This is a genomic window from Nocardioides sp. (genome assembly GCF_014360585.1).
Classification (GTDB): Bacteria; Actinomycetota; Actinomycetes; order Propionibacteriales; family Nocardioidaceae; genus Nocardioides.
Window position 1 is genome coordinate 1 of sequence record NZ_JACIXG010000064.1, and the last position, 17,120, is coordinate 17,120.

17 protein-coding genes are annotated in these 17,120 nt (G+C 69.9%); 11 read left to right on the plus strand and 6 right to left on the minus strand.

The window, feature by feature from the left end; translation table 11 throughout:
- Window positions 1-905 (minus strand): pirin family protein (locus H5T77_RS18640; RefSeq protein WP_292651759.1); only part of this gene is annotated, 905 nt, incomplete at its 3' end.
- 91 nt (window positions 906-996) lie between these two features.
- Between H5T77_RS18640 and H5T77_RS18645 the strand changes: the two genes are divergently transcribed.
- Both H5T77_RS18645 and H5T77_RS18650 read left to right on the plus strand, forming a co-directional pair.
- Complete coding sequence (locus tag H5T77_RS18645; RefSeq protein WP_472850353.1) at window positions 997-2,181, plus strand: glycosyltransferase; 1,185 nt, start codon at window positions 997-999, stop codon at window positions 2,179-2,181.
- Between the two features lie 96 nt (window positions 2,182-2,277).
- On the plus strand, window positions 2,278-2,499 hold the full coding sequence (locus H5T77_RS18650) for a hypothetical protein (RefSeq protein ID WP_179660937.1): 222 nt from the start codon (window positions 2,278-2,280) through the stop codon (window positions 2,497-2,499).
- Window positions 2,500-2,501: 2 nt separating this feature from the next.
- On the opposite strand, the gene H5T77_RS18655 is transcribed toward H5T77_RS18650, so the two are convergent.
- On the minus strand, window positions 2,502-3,389 hold the full coding sequence (locus tag H5T77_RS18655) for a DMT family transporter (protein ID WP_292651763.1): 888 nt from the start codon (window positions 3,387-3,389) through the stop codon (window positions 2,502-2,504).
- Window positions 3,390-3,700: 311 nt separating this feature from the next.
- On the opposite strand from H5T77_RS18655, the gene H5T77_RS18660 reads away from it, so the two are divergent.
- The 3 genes from H5T77_RS18660 to H5T77_RS18670 all read left to right on the plus strand — a co-directional run bounded on the left by H5T77_RS18660 (window position 3,701) and on the right by H5T77_RS18670 (window position 7,061).
- Window positions 3,701-4,249 carry a type III effector gene (locus tag H5T77_RS18660; protein ID WP_292651765.1) on the plus strand — a complete coding sequence of 183 codons (549 nt, stop codon included), beginning with the start codon at window positions 3,701-3,703 and terminating at the stop codon, window positions 4,247-4,249.
- 321 nt (window positions 4,250-4,570) lie between these two features.
- Complete coding sequence (locus H5T77_RS18665; protein WP_292651767.1) at window positions 4,571-5,146, plus strand: type III effector; 576 nt, start codon at window positions 4,571-4,573, stop codon at window positions 5,144-5,146.
- A gap of 346 nt (window positions 5,147-5,492) precedes the next feature.
- Window positions 5,493-7,061, plus strand: coding sequence for a phospholipid carrier-dependent glycosyltransferase (locus H5T77_RS18670; protein WP_292651769.1), 1,569 nt, complete (start codon window positions 5,493-5,495; stop codon window positions 7,059-7,061).
- A 53-nt stretch (window positions 7,062-7,114) separates the two neighbouring features.
- Here H5T77_RS18670 and H5T77_RS18675 read toward each other — a convergent pair whose 3' ends face one another.
- Window positions 7,115-8,293, minus strand: a complete 1,179-nt coding sequence (locus tag H5T77_RS18675) for a Fic family protein (protein WP_292651771.1) — start codon at window positions 8,291-8,293, stop codon at window positions 7,115-7,117.
- 124 nt (window positions 8,294-8,417) lie between these two features.
- Between H5T77_RS18675 and H5T77_RS18680 the strand changes: the two genes are divergently transcribed.
- Together H5T77_RS18680 and H5T77_RS18685 are read left to right on the plus strand one after the other, a co-directional pair.
- Complete coding sequence (locus H5T77_RS18680; protein ID WP_292651773.1) at window positions 8,418-9,368, plus strand: metallophosphoesterase; 951 nt, start codon at window positions 8,418-8,420, stop codon at window positions 9,366-9,368.
- Window positions 9,369-9,462: 94 nt separating this feature from the next.
- Window positions 9,463-10,722 carry a serine hydrolase domain-containing protein gene (locus H5T77_RS18685; protein WP_292651775.1) on the plus strand — a complete coding sequence of 420 codons (1,260 nt, stop codon included), beginning with the start codon at window positions 9,463-9,465 and terminating at the stop codon, window positions 10,720-10,722.
- Window positions 10,723-10,746: 24 nt separating this feature from the next.
- On the opposite strand, the gene H5T77_RS18690 is transcribed toward H5T77_RS18685, so the two are convergent.
- Both H5T77_RS18690 and H5T77_RS18695 read right to left on the minus strand, forming a co-directional pair.
- Window positions 10,747-11,382, minus strand: coding sequence for a response regulator (locus H5T77_RS18690; RefSeq protein ID WP_292651777.1), 636 nt, complete (start codon window positions 11,380-11,382; stop codon window positions 10,747-10,749).
- Window positions 11,375-12,604 (minus strand): sensor histidine kinase, encoded by a 1,230-nt coding sequence (locus H5T77_RS18695; protein ID WP_292651779.1) that lies wholly within the window; start codon window positions 12,602-12,604, stop codon window positions 11,375-11,377. The genes H5T77_RS18690 and H5T77_RS18695 overlap by 8 nt, the downstream gene beginning before the upstream one ends.
- Before the next feature lie 164 nt (window positions 12,605-12,768).
- Between H5T77_RS18695 and H5T77_RS18700 the strand changes: the two genes are divergently transcribed.
- Together H5T77_RS18700 and H5T77_RS18705 are read left to right on the plus strand one after the other, a co-directional pair.
- Window positions 12,769-13,764, plus strand: a complete 996-nt coding sequence (locus tag H5T77_RS18700; protein ID WP_292651781.1) for an SMP-30/gluconolactonase/LRE family protein — start codon at window positions 12,769-12,771, stop codon at window positions 13,762-13,764.
- The gene (locus H5T77_RS18705; RefSeq protein ID WP_292651783.1) at window positions 13,761-15,047 is read left to right on the plus strand and encodes an ankyrin repeat domain-containing protein; all 1,287 of its coding nucleotides are present in this window, start codon (window positions 13,761-13,763) and stop codon (window positions 15,045-15,047) included. The genes H5T77_RS18700 and H5T77_RS18705 overlap by 4 nt, the downstream gene beginning before the upstream one ends.
- A 9-nt stretch (window positions 15,048-15,056) precedes the next feature.
- Here the strand turns inward: H5T77_RS18705 and H5T77_RS18710 are convergent, their stop codons facing one another.
- Window positions 15,057-15,851, minus strand: a complete 795-nt coding sequence (locus tag H5T77_RS18710) for a MerR family transcriptional regulator (protein ID WP_292651785.1) — start codon at window positions 15,849-15,851, stop codon at window positions 15,057-15,059.
- 78 nt (window positions 15,852-15,929) lie between these two features.
- Between H5T77_RS18710 and H5T77_RS18715 the strand changes: the two genes are divergently transcribed.
- Together H5T77_RS18715 and H5T77_RS18720 are read left to right on the plus strand one after the other, a co-directional pair.
- Complete coding sequence (locus H5T77_RS18715; RefSeq protein WP_292651787.1) at window positions 15,930-16,292, plus strand: nuclear transport factor 2 family protein; 363 nt, start codon at window positions 15,930-15,932, stop codon at window positions 16,290-16,292.
- A gap of 37 nt (window positions 16,293-16,329) precedes the next feature.
- Window positions 16,330-17,115: an SDR family oxidoreductase gene (locus tag H5T77_RS18720; protein ID WP_292651789.1), complete on the plus strand. Its 786-nt coding sequence runs from the start codon at window positions 16,330-16,332 to the stop codon at window positions 17,113-17,115.
- Window positions 17,116-17,120 lie beyond the last annotated feature (5 nt).

Here is a 17,120-nt window from a genome sequence, read left to right on the forward strand (position 1 = left end):
CCACGAGTGACCTGCTCCTGCCACTCCTGGCGGTAGGCGACGACCTCGTCGTGGGTGCGGCCGACGAAGTTCCACCACATGATGATCGACTCGCCGAACGGCGGACCGCCGAGGAGGAGCAGCCTGGTCCAGGCCTCGCCGGCCTGCAGGATCAGCGTCGTGGCGCCCGGAGGGGCGTAGGCGAGCGAGTCCTTCTCCACCTCGGCCGACGCCGGACCGGACGGGCCGACACCGGTCATCGAGACCTCGCCGGTGTCCACCAGCACTCCGTGCTCGAACCGGTCGTCGACCGGGATCTCGAGCCGGGTGCCGGGCTCGAGCAGGATCTCGGCGCCGAGGATCTCGGAGTAGGTCCGCACCGGCGACGTCGCGCCCAGCAGGGACCCCATGAAGACCCGGACCGTCGCACCCTCACGCTCGACCGGCGTCGGGCGGTGGTTCTCGAACGCCGGCTCGACGTCGCGGAACTCGTCGGGGAGGGCGACCCACAGCTGCGCCCCGTGCAGGACGGTGGTCTCGACCGTCGAGTTCTCCGAGTGGGAGATCCCGCGTCCGGAGGTCATCAGGTTGACCTCGCCCGGGCGCACCATCCCCACCGTTCCGACCGAGTCGCGATGCTCGATCTCGCCGGTGAACAGCCAGGAGACCGTTGCCAGGCCGGTGTGCGGGTGTGGCGGCACCTCCATTCCCCCGGAGACGACGACATCGTCCGGACCGAAGTGGTCCAGGAAGCACCAGGCGCCGATCAGCGAGCGCGCGCGAGCGGGGAGGGTACGGCGTACGTTCATCGCGCGCGGACCGCCCAGGGGCACGTCTCGCGGCGTGATGATCTGGAGCTCGACGCCTTCGTCGCCGGTCCCGCCGACACACTCGACGGGGGCGGGGTGCGCGTCCAGGTTCGTCATGGTTCAACGCTACTCCCGAGGAGATCGCCCTGAGCCAATACGTCGCATCGCCATGCCTGCGTCACATCGAGGTCGCCGACGGGCTACCTCGATGCCACACGATGGGGCCGTGCTCATCGCTCAGCTCGCCAACTTCGTCGGCCCCACCTCCGGCGGGATGAAGACGGCTCTGGAGGCCCTCGCCCGCGGCTATGTCGAGGCGGGCCACGACCGGCTCCTGGTCGCCCCCGGCCCGTACGACGCGGTCACCTCGACCGAGCTCGGGGACGTGGTGCAGCTCAGAGCGCCGCGCGTGGGCGGCGGCTACCGGCTGATCCTCGAGCCGTGGCGGGTGACCGACGTGCTGACCCGCTACCGCCCGACGAGCCTGGAGGTCAGCGACAAGCTCACGATGCTCCCCGTCTCCCGCTGGGCCCGGCGCCAGGGGATCGGGACGGTGCTCTTCTCCCACGAACGCCTCGACGAGTACATGCCCACCTACACCGGCATGGACACCACCTCGAAGGTCTCCACCGCGCTCCTGAACCGGATGCTGGTGCGCTCCTTCGACCACGTGCTGGTGACCTCCGACTACGCCCGGCGCGAGTTCGAGCCGCTGGCCGCGGCCGTCGACTGCCCGATCGAGCAGGTGCCCCTGGGCGTCGACCTGGACTTCTTCCCTCCCTCGCTGGGACACCGCGACGACACGCTGAGACTCGTTCACGTCGGGCGGCTCTCCCGCGAGAAGTCGCCGGATCTCGCCGTCGCCACCGCCGTCGAGCTGCACCGCCGTGGTTTCGACGTCCGGATGGACGTCTACGGCGACGGTCCGCACCGTGCCGAGATCGAGGCGCTCGCCGCCGGTGCGCCGGTCTTCTTCCACGGACATGTCGCCGACCGACAGCGCATCGGCAGAGCGCTCCGCGAGGCCGACGTGGCCCTCTCCGTGTGTCCCCGCGAGACCTTCGGGCTGGCGGTCCTGGAGGCTCTGGCCAGCGGTACGCCGGTGGTGACCGCCGACCGCGGCGGCGCCCGTGAGCTCGTCGACCCGAGGTGCGGGGCCTGGGCGCCCGCCCACCCGGCCGCGCTGGCCGACGCGGTCATCGATGTCGCCGAGCGGCCGGTCGTGGCGACCCGCCGCGCCGCTCGTGAGCGGGCCGAGCAGTTCCCGTGGGCACGCACGATCGAGGAGATGCTGGAGCTCCACGAGAGCCTCGCGCGGGAGACCACGCCGACCTATCTCGTCGCGCGCTCGCGCCAGCGGCAGGCCGCCAGACGGACCCGACGCTACGCCTGAACTCACCCAAGTCGTCAGGGTGTCGGTCCACAGTGTCTGTTGAGAAGTCGTTACCCTGCTGTGACCCTTCCAAGTCAACGACCACGTGAGGCGCACATGAGCGAGCTGAAGACGCAGCAGCGCACGCACTTCGCCGACTCCTTCGGGCCGGTGTGTCGGGCGTACGGAGAAGATCCGCTGACCTCCTACGACTATCGAGACGTCACCTGCGGCGAGTGTCGGCATGCCGCGCCCTACATCAGCGCCCTGCCCGAGCACCTCAAGCCGCGGTCGACGAGACGGCGCTCCTGGCCGCGCTCGATGCAGGACCGGGTCTAGGCCTAGGGAACCCCGATCTCGGTTCGATCGTGCTGCGCCGGCGTCCACCTGACCGCCGACCGCGACCGGGCGAGCCCGACGATCCCGGCGACCAGCAGCGCCCCGGCGCACACCGCGATCCACGGCGTCGGGGCGGAGGCGCCGAAGGCGACCACGGCCGCGACGTACGAGACGGTGGGGTTGGTGATCGTCATCGCCGCCATCGCCCAGGGCAGCGGCCCGGCGGCCAGCGCGGCCTGGGTGAGCACGATCCCGAGGCCGCAGGTGCACAACAGGCCGTAGAACGCCGGCAGGGTGAGCATGCCTGAGAGGCCGTCCGCGGCGGCCCGGTCGGCGGTGATCTTCAGCAGCACCGAGGTGGTCGCGAACGAGCATCCGGCCGCGACCGCCGTGGTCGCCGCCGCGATCGGCGGCGGGAACCGATGAGCCGCCAGCAGGAGTACGCAGATCACGACCACCACGCATCCCGCGAAGAGCGCGACGCGGCCGACATCGGCGTACGTCCCGCCGCGATGTTCGTCGGTGACCAGCAGGATCACGCCACCGCAGATCGCGGCTCCGCTGAGCCAGTCGGCCGGTGTCGGCCACAGGCGAGCGGCGAGCGAGGCGAAGACGAGGACGAAGAGGAGCTGAGCGGGCATCACCGACTGCACCACCGACACCGATCCCAGGTGGAGCGCGACCGCCTGCATCCCGAAGCCGCCGGCGTTGATCATCGCCCCGGCGACCCACAGCGGGTTGCGCACCAGCGCCAACATCAACTGCTCGACCCCGGAGATCCCACCGCTGCGGCCGGGCGCGAGCGCGCTGGCGCGCTGCTGGACCGCAGCGGAGAGGGAGAAGAGGGCGCATGCAGCGATGGCCAGACTCACCGCCGCAGCATGATCCACGTTTCGACGCTAGACCTCGAGAGGAACGTCCACCCGCCGCTCACACAAGCGGCACGCGATCAGCCGATGAACCCTGGGGATCCATCTCCGCATCTTCACCCCCGTGCCCACTGGATTGACTCGGCCCCGCACAGCATTTCCAGGCAGTACGGAATGTTTACGTCGACTTGGTAACCGTGGTGCCGTGTCGCTCGGGCAACCCGGCATTCAGTGTCTTTAGCGTCGTGAGGCGCACAGGGACGCGTCGGCACCAGCGTGGTCGGCACAGGGGCCGTGTGCGCTCGATTCGAATTGACGACGAAAGGTATGAAATGAGCAAGAAGACAGGGCTGCTCCGCCGCGCCGCGGCCGTCGCCGCCTTCTCGGGTGTCGCCTTCGCGCTGACCAACGGAGCGGCCGTGGCCGCTCCGGCCGACATCGATGCGCCGGCCGCCGCCGACGTGTCGCCCTCGGACCTCTCCCCCTCATCGCAGAAGGCCTGGGAGGACTTCATCCTCGGCGGCTCCTTCGTGACCGAAGGCGCTTCTCAGATGGTCAGCGGCGCCTGGGTCGGCGCCCCGGGCCTGCTCCTCGCCGGTGCCACCGGCGCCCCGCTGACCCCGGAGCAGATGGAGGCCTGGGAGAACTGGGACGAGGGTGGCTACAAGATCGGCAAGGGCGCCGCCATGATGGTCGCCGGCGCCTATGTCGGCGCCCCGGGCATCGTCCTCGACCAGATCGCAGGCGGGGCGACACCAGGCGACCTGTCCCCGAGCGAGCTCGAGCAGGTCACGTTCCTCATCCCGCAGGACAGCCCCGCGCTCGACGGCGTTCCCACCGAGCAGATCCCGAACCCGATGTCTCCTCTCGGCTCCTTCTGAGAGACGGCACGAACACTGCCGGCCGCGCGATGTGATCGGTGCTGTCAACAGATGGCCCCGGTGCGTGCACTTGCGCACGACGGGGTTATCTGCGCGTTTACGCACGAACAGACAAGAACGTTGCAGGTTGACGCTCATTACGTCATTACATTTCATTCGTCATTTAGTTGACACGAAAACAGCCGTGTCGGCGGTTGCCAACGCCATTGATGCTCCTAGCATCGTTTCCTGGATGCGAACGTATCGATGCATCTGTTATCGATCCGGGGGTCGCGTCCGTGCGTGATGTTTCAATTCGAATTGATCGATGAAAGGTACGAAATGAACAAGAAGACAGGGCTGCTCCGCCGCGCCGCGGCCGTCGCAGCCTTCTCGGGTGTCGCCGTCGCACTGACCACCGGAACCGCCACGGCGGCTCCGGTCACCCACACCGACGACCACAACCGCACCGCCACCGAGTGCGTCAAGGAGAACACCGGCGGCGCCTCTGACATGTCGCCCTCCAGCCAGAAGGCGTGGGCCGACTTCATCTGTGGCGCCGGCCAGGCCACCGGCGGTGCCGCTCGCATGGTCAGCGGCGCCTGGGTCGGCGCCCCGGGCCTCATCCTGATGGGCGCCACGGGCGGCGAGCTGAGCCCGGCCCAGAAGAAGGCCTGGGTCAACTGGGACGGTGGCGCTCACCAGGTCGGCACCGGTGCCGCGATGGTCGTCGCCGGCGTCTACGTCGGCGCCCCGGGCCTCGTGATCGACAAGATCATGGGCGGCGCGATGCCGACCGAGCTGTCCGACCGCGAGATGGACCAGGTCTCGTTCCTGATTCCGATGGAGAACCCGGCTCTCGACGGCCTCCCGGTCGACCAGGTCCCGAGCCCGCTGCGTCCGTTCGGCACCTTCTGAGGCAGCCGACCATCGCCGAGTGATCACCCCCTACCGACTGCTCGGCGCCGTCACGCAGGTGGCCCTGGAAGTGCACACGTGCACGCCCAGGGCCACCTGCACCTTTTCACCCTGGCTTCACTCCGTGTCTCCGCTGCTCGCAATCTCACCGGGCGCCGTGCCATCGCCTTCGCACACCGGGCGTGGAGCGTCCTCTGAACGCACTTTTCTCCTCTATCGTCGCTCCGTGGCTGATGCGGGGGAACTCACAGCAAGAAGTAACGGCGTCCTCCGGTGGATGACCTTGGGCGGGGTGTGTGTATGGGCGCTGGCCTGCTCTGCGTTCTCGGTCGACGGCGGCAGTTAGATGCATACCGACACGCAAGCGGATCGTGCAGAGGAGCGTCTCCCGAAGCGGCTGCTGGCCGCGATGATACTGATCGCGATCTTCGCGCTGAGCCTGAGCAGCTACGTCGCGCTGACTCGCTCGTTCCAGTACCAGACCCGTGATGAGGGACCGAACGCCGGCTATGCCGTCGAGCTGGCAGCGGGACGCCTGCCCACGATCGACACCCCCGTGACGACTGACGGACACCGATATCCGTTGGTCGTCGAGGGGCTGGGCACCATGGCGGACGAGCCGCATCGCCATATCTGGACCGCCAACCACCCTCCGCTCTACTACCTGATGTCGCTGCCGCTCGTGGCCACGGCCGAGGCGCTTGAGGCACCTCAGGTGATGGTCGTCGGGATGCGCCTCATCAATGCCGTCGGGTCCGCGCTGTGCGTCCTCCTGGTGGGCCTGATCGCCTTCGAGCTGACCCGGCGACCGGCGACCGCATTCCTGGCCACCGGCATCAGTGCCTCCTGCACCGTTCTGGTCACCGCCGGTGGGCACATCGCCAACGACGGGGTCGCGGTCGCGGCTTCGTCGCTCATGTTGCTGGGCACGATCAAGATCATCGACCGCGGCCTGTCCCGAAAGCGGCTCGCCCTAGTGGCGCTCGCGGGGGTTGCCGCAGCGAGCGCGAAGGCACCCGGCGTCCTGACGGTCGTCCTGTGCGGCGCGGCGATCGCGCTGGCTCTTCACCTGGAGGACCGCTCCCGGCGCGGGGCACTCCGCGCGCTGGTCGCCTCGGGCGTGGCCACCGGGGTGCCCGGGCTGGCCACCGGATGGTTCTACGTCCGCAACATCATCCTCTACGGCGACCCGACGGCGACCGAGGCACTGCTGAGCAAGTTCGAGCGTCAGCCGAACGGGACCTGGTGGCAGGTCGCAACGGACGCCTCACTCTGGGTGGACTGGTTTGAGCGCCTGTGGGCGCCGTTGCTGGCGGAGGGGTTCGTCGTGGTCGTCGACGCGCTCGCCGTGGTCGCTATCACAGGGCTTCTCGTGCTGTTCCTTCGCGGCAGGACCGCAGGGTCGCCAGGTGACGCCTGGCGGAGCTCGGGATGGTTGCTGCTCGGGGCACACGCGTTGGTCGTGCTGGGGAACCTGATCGGGTTCGTATCCAGCGGAGGCAACGCCAACGATCGCTATCTGATGCCCCTCATGCCGCTTCTGGCTTCTAGCCTCGCAATCGGTCTCATAGCCATCGTCGATGTGATTCCGATCGGCTCGCCTCTGACCCGGGTCCACCTGGCTGCGGCCGGGATCACCCTGGCGCTCGGCGTGTACGGGTTCATGATCTTCGACTGGTTCGTGAACTCGAAGATCTACGGTGGCCGCCTTCCGAACTCCGACTCACGGGGCGCCGAGGTCGTGGTCGCGGCCGGGCTGATGTGTGGTCTGGCCGCCGTCTGCCTCATGGCCTGGTCTGCTAGGTCGAAGACCGCACGGCAACCGCTCCCAGCGCGGCCAAACCACGTCGGACACTCCAGGACGAGGACCCACACTCGAGCGCGCCGGCGAAGGCAACGATCGAGCCACGCGTAGGCGACGCGGACGACCTCGCGGCATGCTGGCTGCCCGACACCGTGGCGTACAACTCAGTCGTACATCAGTGGCTCCTCGATCACGTCCATCACCGCTCTGGCGAGCCAGTAGTGGCGCCCGCCGCGGCCCGACCGGCCGGCCGGCTCGACCCACCCGCGCCGCTCGGCGTCCTGGATCAGGTTGCGCGCTCCCTGGTTGGTCAGACCAGTCGCGTCCTGCACCCGCCCGACGGTCAGGTAGGGGTTGGCGAACAGCAGCGTGACCAGCCCGGAGAGGTTGGCCCGTGAGGTGGCAGCCTCCTCGAGATAGCTCTCCCGCAGCGCGACCAGCCGCTCGGACCTGGTCGTGGCATCCTCGGCCGAGCGTCGCACCGCGGTGAGGAAGAACTGCAGCCACTCTTGCATCTCACCGCGTTCCCGGACGCTCTGCAGCCGTTGATAGTAGGTCTGGCGGTGGGCCTCGATGTAGCCCGAGAGGTAGAGCAGCGGCGTGGTCATCCGCCCCTCCTCCATCAGCATCAGGTTGATCAGCAGCCGGCCGATCCGGCCGTTGCCGTCGAGGAACGGGTGGATCGTCTCGAACTGGTAGTGCATCAGTGCGCACCGCACCAGCGTCGGGCTGAGGTCGGGGACGTTGACGTACGCCTCCCAGTCGGCGATCAGCTCCGGCAGGTCGGCCGGGAGGGGTGGGACGTACGCGGCGGTGGTGGGGTTGTCGGTCGGCGACCCGACCCATACCGGGGTCCGCCGGAACTCGCCGGGGTGACGCTCGTGGCCGCGGACGCCGGTGAGCAGCGTCTTGTGGAGCTCGAGGACGAGCCGCTGGCTGAGCGGCCAGGTCTTGATGAGCTCGAACCCCTGGCGGGTCGCGGCGAGGTAGGCCTTGACCTCGGCGATGTCCTCGTTTCGCACCGCTGTCGGGGCCGGCCGCCCGCCGGCCTCGGCCTGGAGGACCTCCTTGAGCGTGGTCTGGGTGCCCTCGATCCGCGACGAGGCGACGGCCTCCTGGGTCAGGTACGGCCCGATCAGCAGCTCGGGATCGTGGATCAGCGCGCTCACACCCTGCAGGCGCCCCAGGGCGGCGTCCGCGTCCGAGAGCGCCTTCACGGTGAGCGGCTGCAGCGGAAGGTCACGCGGGACGTGAGCCGGCCGGTAGTACCAGTAGGCCCGCTTGTTGCCCGGCTCCCTGGTCGCATCGCCGAACTGCGGCGCGGCGTACCTGTCTGGATCCATATCCGGCGAACTTACCAGCTGAAGGGATCTACAGTTGGAAGTTCCGGGAGACTTCCAACTGCCTCTTGGAAGCAGCCCGCCAACCTCCAACCGCCCCTACGGTCCGCGCGACTAGGGTGAACACGTGCAGTTCGGTCAGTATCCAGCCCCGCGCCACACCATCGCCCACCTCTCCGACCCTCACCTCTACGCCGGCGACCGGCGGATCTTCGGTGAGGTGGATCCGGCGCCAGGGCTGGAGCGAGCCCTGGCGCGGCTGCGTGGGATGACCACCCCGCCTCAGGCGATCGTCTTCACCGGTGACCTCGCCGACCTGGGCGAGGAGGGTGCCTACGTACGCCTCCGGGAGCAGGTCGAGCCCTACGCCGACTCCTTCGGCGCCGAGATCATCTGGGTGATGGGCAACCACGACGAGCGCGAGGTCTACTCGCGGGTGCTCTTCGGAGAGGCGTCGGACGCCCCGCAGGACCGGGTCCACGAGGTCGCCGGGCTGCGGATCATCGCTCTCGACAGCACCGTGCCGGGATGGCACCACGGCACCGTCACCGAGCCCCAGCTGGAGTGGCTGGCCGACGTGCTGGCCACGCCGGCGCCCCACGGAACGCTGCTGGCGATGCACCATCCGCCGATCCCGCTGCCGCTCAACGAGGCCAGCGTGATCATCGAGCTCGACGGCCAGGACCGGCTCGCCGAGGTGCTGGCCGGCACCGACGTACGTGCTGTTCTCGCAGGTCACCTGCACTACTCGACCAGCGCGACCTTCGCCGGCATCCCGGTCTCGGTCGCGTCCGCGAGCTGCTACACCGCTGCCCCGGCGACCACCGACCGCTACTCGGCCTCCGTCGACGGCCACCAGGCGATCTCGCTGGTCCACCTCTATGACGAGGGCGTGGCCGGCGTCCCCGGCGCCCCGGTCGTCAACACCACCGTGCCCATCGGCGAGGCACCCGAGGTCGCCGGCTTCCCCTCCACGGTCCTGGAGAAGCTCGGCCCGATGACCCAGGCCGAGCGCCGCGACCTCTTCTCCCGCAAGGGCAAGGCCGCCCGCGCCCTGCGGCGTCAGCTTCGAGACTGACCGAAAGTACCTCGATCTCCGACTCGAGGCTGATGTGGACGCACACCGGCTCAGGCCAGGCTGGTCGCCACAGTCAACGACGACAGGAGCAGCCATGTCTCGGACCATCGTCCGCACGGGCACCGCAGCGATCGCCGCGGTGCTCCTTCCTCTGACCGCCGTCCCGGCCGCGTACGCCGAGCCCGAGCCGGGCCCCGGGCCGGCGGCGATCTCACCGGACCCGACCGACCTGACCAAGCAGGCGACCGCGATCGCCGAACGAACCGCTGCCGAGCGCCAGGGACCCCGGACCCGGTCGGCCACGACGCCCACCGCCGCCGATCTCGACCGTGCCGTCGACGCGCTCATCGCCGATGGCGCCATCGGCGTCACCGCCCGGGTCGAGACACCCGATCTGGAGTGGTCGGGGGCCGGCGGCGTACGCGAGGTCGGAAAGAAGAAGCCGGTCAGGCCCGGCGACCGCTTCCACGTCGCCAGCAACACCAAGACACTGATCGCGACCCTGGTGATGCAGGAGGTCGAGCGCGGCAGCTGGACCCTGGACACCCCCGCCAACGACGTGCTCCCCGGCACCTTCCCCGAAGGCGTCACGATCCAGCACCTGCTCAGCCACACCTCCGGCGCCCCGCGGGGCCCCGAGGAGCTGATCTTCGACCGCATCGAGGACCCGAGCTCGTGGGAGCAGTCGATCGACGCCCTCGGTCAGTACTACTCCGAGGCCGAGCACCTCGCCGTCATGCGCCACACCGGCTGGCTCTTCGAGCCCGGCACCGACTTCTCCTACTCCAACTACGGCTACGTCGCGCTCGGGGTCATGCTCGAGAAGGAGACCGGGGAGAGGGTCGAGGACCTCGTACGAAACCGGGTGCTCAAGCCTGCGGACATGCGCCGGAGCGCGTATCCGACCGACGCCCGCAACCGCGGACCGTTCCTGGAGAACGCCGCTTACTTCGAGGGCGAGTGGCGGCCGATGACCGACCTGCACCCGAGCGTCTTCCACGCCGCGGGAGCGGCGACGAGCACGACCGAGGACCTCGCCGACCTCAACGAGACGCTCCTGACCGGAGGCCTGGTCAGCCCAGAGACCGTCGAGAAGATGCTGCCCCCGATCGCGGGCAGTGCCGACCCGTCGTACGGCTTCGGGATCTACGCGGTAGCCGACCCGTGCAAGCCGGGCGAGTACCTCTACGGCCACGACGGCGCCCACTTCGGCGCCCAGTCGATCAGCTGGGGCTCTCCCGACGGCACCCGTCAGATCACGCTCGGCTGGACCGGCCGCGATCTCTCCGGTGCCACCGAGCCGCCCTACGACCTCGCCCTGCTGCTCGAGCCGATGCTGCTCGCGACCTGCTGAGTCGCGCGCTGCGCCGTCGCCCGGTCAGGGTCGCAGGATGCGACGCTCGATGGCCGTGGCGACGGCGCCGGCACGGGTGTCCACGCCGAGCTTGGTGTAGATGTGGGAGAGGTGCGACTTGACCGTCGCCTCGCTGACCAGGAGCTCGCGGGCCATCTCCTTGTTGCCGAGCCCGCGGGCGAGGAGCCGAAGGATCTCGACCTCGCGCGGGCTCACCTTCGGCGTCGGCGAGGCGGCCCGTTGGAGCAGCCGGGTGGCGACCGACGGCGCCAGCACGGTCTCTCCGCGAGCGGTGCCGCGGATCGCCCGGAACAGCTCCTCGGGTGGCGCGTCCTTCAGCAGGTAGCCGGACGCGCCGGCGTCGACGGCCTCGAGGACGTCGGCCTCGGTGTCGTACGTCGTCAGCACCAGCACGTTCGGCGGCGACGGCAGCTCGCGGACCAGCCGGGTGGTCTCGGCACCGCCCGGCCCGTCGCCGAGGCTGAGGTCCATCAGCACGACGTCCGGTTGCGTCTCGCCGACGACGGCGACGGCCTGGGTCGAGTCGGCTGCCTCGCCGACGACGTCCAGGTCGTCCTGGGCATCCACCAGAGCGCGTACGCCGGCCCGGACGACCGGATGGTCGTCGACCAGCACCACCCGGATGCGTTGTTCAGGCACGAGGTTCCTCTCGTTGGTTGGATGTCTGTCCGGCCGCGAACGAGACCGCGACGACCGTTCCCTCACCCGGGGCGCTCTCGATGACCAGGTCTCCACCCAGCAAGCGGGCGCGAGCCCTCATCCCCGCGAGCCCACGACCGCGCAGGCCGTCTGCCTCGCCCTTCAGGCCGGCCGGGTCGAAGCCGGTCCCGTCGTCGCGTACGTCCAGGGCGACCGCGCCCTCGTAGAAGGTGAGGGACACGACCGCCGTGGTCGCGCCGGCGTGCTCGGCGACGTTGGCCAGGGCCCCGCGCAGGGTGCGTACGACGGCCGTCGCCACGCGACCGCCGACCTCGTGCGGGTCGCCGTGGACGTGGACCGGGACCGTGTGCCCGGTGGTGGCGGCGACGTCGTCGGCGACCTGGCGCACGGCGGTGACCAGGGCCGATCCGCCGGCCAGCTCCGCGGGCGCGAGGTCGCGGACCACGCGCCGCGCCTCGTCGAGCGAGGATCGCGCCATGGCGGCCGCCTGGTCGACGTGGCCGCGGGCGTCCGCCGGACGGGACTCCCACTCCTGGTCGGCCGCCAGGAGCAGCAGGTTGATGCTGGTCAGCCCCTGGGCGACGCTGTCGTGGATCTCCCGGCTCAACCGAGCGCGCTCGGCAACGACACCGGCTCGGCGCTCGGCGTCGGCGACCTCGTCCTGGGCCGCCTCGAGCTCGTTGAGGAGCGCCCGCCGCGTCGCCGCGTCGCGCTCCAGGGCGCGGTAGGCGGTCACCGCGAGCACCGCGACGCACACCGGGCCCAACAGCACGGTCGGATCGGCCAGGCCAGTCATCCGGCTCCAGGCGAACGCGACGACCGCGACGAGGAACACCGTGACGGCCACCGCCCAGCGGAACGACAGCACCCGCAGCGCCAGGAAGACCAGCGGCACCGCCGCCCACGAGAACGACGGCGCGATCAGCGCCAGCACCGTCCAGCAGGCGACCACCGTGGCCAGCCAGACGACCGCGGCGGTGCCGGTCAGGCGGCGGCCCGCGGCGTACGCGACCAGGAGGAGGGCCGCACCGGGGAGGACGACCTCGGCCTGGTCGCCGAAGCCGTGGCCCTGCAGGTAACGGACCACCGAGGCGATGACTAGCACCACCAGCGAGATGTGGAGCCAACGGTCCAGAAGCGTCTGGCCCGCGAGGATACCGCCGGCGGCGGGCATTGGAGTTGGCGCGGCGTCGGTGGACATGGTTGCTCCAGGCTAGGCGTCGATGAGGCCGGCGGGCATCATCCGATCGGCTATCCGGGGTGTCGCCGTACGGCTATCCAGACGTCGCCAGTCACCCGATGTCCCGCCCTCTCCCCGGCGGCGATGGTTGATGCATCAGCTCGAACCACCTGAGGAGAACCATCATGCGTACGTCCCGAATCGCCGCCCTCGCCGGACTGGCCGGCATCGCCGCCTCGGCCACCATGTCCTTCACCACCCTCGGCGCGGGCACCGCGGCCAGCGCCGCGGAGGGCGACGGCCGCCCGGCGAGCTACCTGCTCGAGGGTGACCCGTCCGCCCAGGGTGGCTCGAAGTTCGAGGGCATCGGCGTGGACAAGGAGACCGGCGCGTTCTACGTCAGCGAGGTCACCGGCGGCGAGATCCAGCGCGGCTCCGCCGACCGCGCCCAGGCCGACGAGTGGCTGGGCGGCGACGGCACCGACGGTCGCTACACCGCCCGCGGCATCACCGTCGACGACGAGGGCCGCATCTACATCGCCGGTGGTCCGAACGGCACCGGCAACGACCGCCCCGACCTGTGGGTCTACAGCCCCGAGGGCGAGCTGCTCACCGCGCTGCGCGTCCCGGACGACAACGCGTTCCTGAACGACGTCGCGATCGGTCCTGACGGGGCTGCATACTTCACCAACTCCAACGACCCCACGATCATCCGCGTCGCCGAGAGTGCGGACGGCTGGCAGGCCACCGAGTGGGCCGACGGCAGCTCGCTGATCACCCCGCGGGAGGGCTTCAACCTCGGTGGCATCGTGCTCAGCCAGGACCGCTCCGCGTTCGTGGTCGCCCAGGGCACCACCGGCCAGCTGTGGCACTTCTCGATCGCCACCGGTGAGGTCAGCGAGATCGACACCGACGGCGCCGACCTGCGCAACGCCGACGGCCTGGTCCGCCAGGGCCGCGACCTCGCCGTGATCCGCAACTTCGACAAGCAGCTCGTGCACCTCGAGCTGAACCCGTCCGCCACCTCCGCGGAGCACGTCTCGTCCCGCGCGACCGACCCCGATCGCGTCCTCACCACCGGCAAGCTGCTCGACGGCCGGATGCTGCTCGTCGACAGCCACTTCGACGAGCAGACCGCGCAGGGGCCGTACGAGATCGTCACCGCCCGGATGCCGCGATGACCGTGCCCACGTCGCTGCGGCCACACCGGTGGCCGATGGCTGCCGCGGCGCTGGCCGTGCTTCTAGCAGGCTGCGCCACGGCGCCGTCGGAGACCGGCCAGCCGTCTCCTTCGCCATCGAGCTCCCCGTCGAGCTCGGCATCCGCCGCGCCGAAGGCGGCGAGGACCACCCCCGACCCCGAGGAGCTGAAGCGGATGAACGAGCAGCTGATCAAGGCCGCCTGGGACAACGACGTGGCCCGTGCCCGCGACCTGATCCGGGCCGGCGCGGACGTCAACCACGCCGACGACACCCAGCAGAGCGCCTACCTCATCGCCGCGAGCGAGGGCTATGTCGACCTGCTCGACCTGACCCTTCGCAACGGTGCGGAGATCAACGCCAAGGACTCGTACGACGGGACCGCGCTGATCCGCGCCGCCGAGCGCGGCCACGCCGACGTCGTGGGCCGGCTGGTGCAGGCCGGCATCGACCTGGACCACGTCAACAACCTCGGCTGGACCGCGCTGCACGAGGCGATCGTCCTGGGCGATGACGGCCCGGACGCGGCCGACACCGTACGGGTGCTCGTCGCGGCCGGTGTCGACCTGTCGGTCAAGGCCGGCCGGGACGGGAAGACCGCCCTCGAGCACGCCGAGGAGCGCGGGTTCGACGCGATCGTGTCGACGCTGCGTACGGCCTCGGAGCGAGTCGCCGACGGCGACCAGCAGCTCCTGCGGGCGGCGGCATCCGGCGACGCGGACGCGGCTGCGGCTGCGCTCCGCGGCGGCGCCGACCTGGAGACCCGAGACAGCAACCGGCGTACGCCGCTCCTGCTCGCGGTCACCGACGACCACCTCGTGACCGCCCGTCTGCTCGTGCACCTGGGTGCCGATCCGGACGCCCTCGACGGCCAGCACGACACCCCCTGGCTGGTCACCGGCGTCACCGGGAGCGTCCCGATGGCCGAGCTCCTGCTCAGCGTCGACCCGGACCTGACCGTGCGCAACCGCTACGGCGGCGTCTCCATCATCCCGGCCAGCGAGCGCGGGCACGCGGCGTACGTGGAGCGGGTCGCGAAGACCGCCATCGACATCGACCACGTCAACGATCTCGGCTGGACCGCCCTGCTCGAGGCCGTGATCCTCGGCGAGGGGTCCGACCCCTGGCAGCGCATCGTCCGCAGCCTCCTCGAGCACGGCGCCGACCCGAGCATCGCCGACCGCGACGGCGTCACCCCGCTCGAGCATGCGCGCAGCCGCGACTTCACCGAGATCGCGCGGATCATCGAACAGCACGGCGGCTGATCAGCCGCCTCAGGTGACACGAAAGACCGGCCAGCCGATCTCGGTGCGCCACGCAGCGGGATCGCTCGTGTCACGAGGGCCGACGAGGTAGACCTCGCGCACCGGCCCCGCCACCGACATCGCATTCTCCACCACCCAGGTCCCGAGTTCGCCGTATGTCACTTCGATGTCGTCGTGCTCGCCGATGTGGGTGGTGACAGCCAGCTCCGAGGCCGGCAGGATCGCGGGGTGCACGCGCCCGGTGCGAGGTGGCGCAGCAGTCGGCAGGTAGACGAGCGCGTGACCCCGCTCCTGCTCGAAGAGGGCGTTTTCGTAGCTGCCGCCCGGCGGTCCGGTCACAGCGGTGCCGACGGCCGCCTCCAGCTCGGCCATCGCGCCTGCGTACCAGGTCTCGACGTCGAGATGCCCGACGACGGCCTCCACCGCGGCGACCGTCCGGGCCGGCTCCGCACGCAGCTCGACGTCGATCGGCGCGGGATCGGGCCGGAGCAGGCGGCGCAGCGACACGACTGCGGCCCGGGTGCGGTCGAGCTCGTCCTCGAGCCGTTGTAGGTGGTCCGCAACCAGGGTCGCCCGGTCGCCGGGGTCGGGGGTCCGCAGGATCCGTTGCACATCGCTCAGGGGGACGTCGAGCTCGCGGAGTCGGTGGATGACCTGCGCGGTCGGGATCTGGTCGACGCCGTAGTAGCGGTAACCGGTGGTCTCATCCACCACTGCGGGTTCCAGCAGGGCCGCCTCGTGATAGCGACGCAGGGTCCGCACGCTCAGGTGGGTCAACCGCGAGAACTCCCCGATGGTCAGCATTCCCTCATTGTGAACGCTCCCCCAGGGAGAGAGTCCACCGCTTGACCCTCCCACGCCGAGAGGCCAGACGGTGGGCTCATGACACAGCACACCGATCTTCCGTCCGACCTCCTCCCGGCCACCGTGCGCGAGTTCCTCGTTGCCCACGTCGCCCGCGACGCCGACGCCGCCTCGTCGTTCCTCGTCGAGGATGGGGTGGTCATCGACCAGGACGAGACCTTCCGCGGCCGAGAGGAAGTCCACACGTTCCTGCGGGACGCCGGGTCCGAGTTCGAGTACACGACCGAGCAGATCGACGCACGCCGCGTCGACGACGCCCACTGGGTGGTCACCGTGCGGCTCGAGGGCACCTTCCCTGGTGGCGTTGCCGAGCTCGACTACCGGTTCGCGCTGCGAGATGGCCTCATCGCCGAACTCGTCATCGCCAACCACCCGGCCTGACCTACCCCCGCACGACCTCGAGCTTCAAAGGAGAGAAATGTCCATTTCAGATCGCGATCGCCTCGATGGTCGTCGGGCGTTGGTAACGGGCGGCTCGAAGGGCTCGGGCAAGGCCGTCGCGGAGAGACTGCGAGAGATGGGTGCCGACGTGTACGTGACGGCGCGCACCATGCCCGACGGGTACGAGCACCCAGACCGGTTCATCGGAGCAGACATCTTGACGGCAGAAGGCACCGACGCCGTGGCCGCTCGCATCGCAGAGGGCGGCGCACTCGACATCCTGGTGCACGTCGTCGGAGGCGCGTCGACGCCGTCCGGTGGATTCGCGGTCATCACCGATGACCAGTGGCTCACCGAGCTGAACCTCAACTTCCTGGGAGCAGTACGGCTGGATCGAGCTCTTCTCCCGGCGATGATCGAGGCTGGGTCAGGCGCGGTGCTGCACTTCACCTCGATCCAGCGTGAGCTGCCTCTCTACGACGCGTCCTTGGCCTATGCGGCAGCGAAGGCCGCGCTGCGCACGTACAGCAAGGGACTTGCCAACGAGCTCGCGCCGCGCGGCGTACGGGTCAACGCAATCAGCCCCGGCGGAATCGAGACCGAAGCCTACGAACGATTCGTGGACCGGATCGCCGAGGGCAACGGACTCACCCGTGAAGCAGCAAAGCAGACGATCTACGACGCCCTCGGAGGAGTGCCCCTGGGAAGGTTCGCGAACACCGAGGAGATCGCGGATCTGGTCGGATTCCTCGTATCGGACCGAGCCTCGGCGATCGTGGGCGCCGAGTACGTGATCGACGGCGGCACCGTGCCGACCGTCTGAGCCAG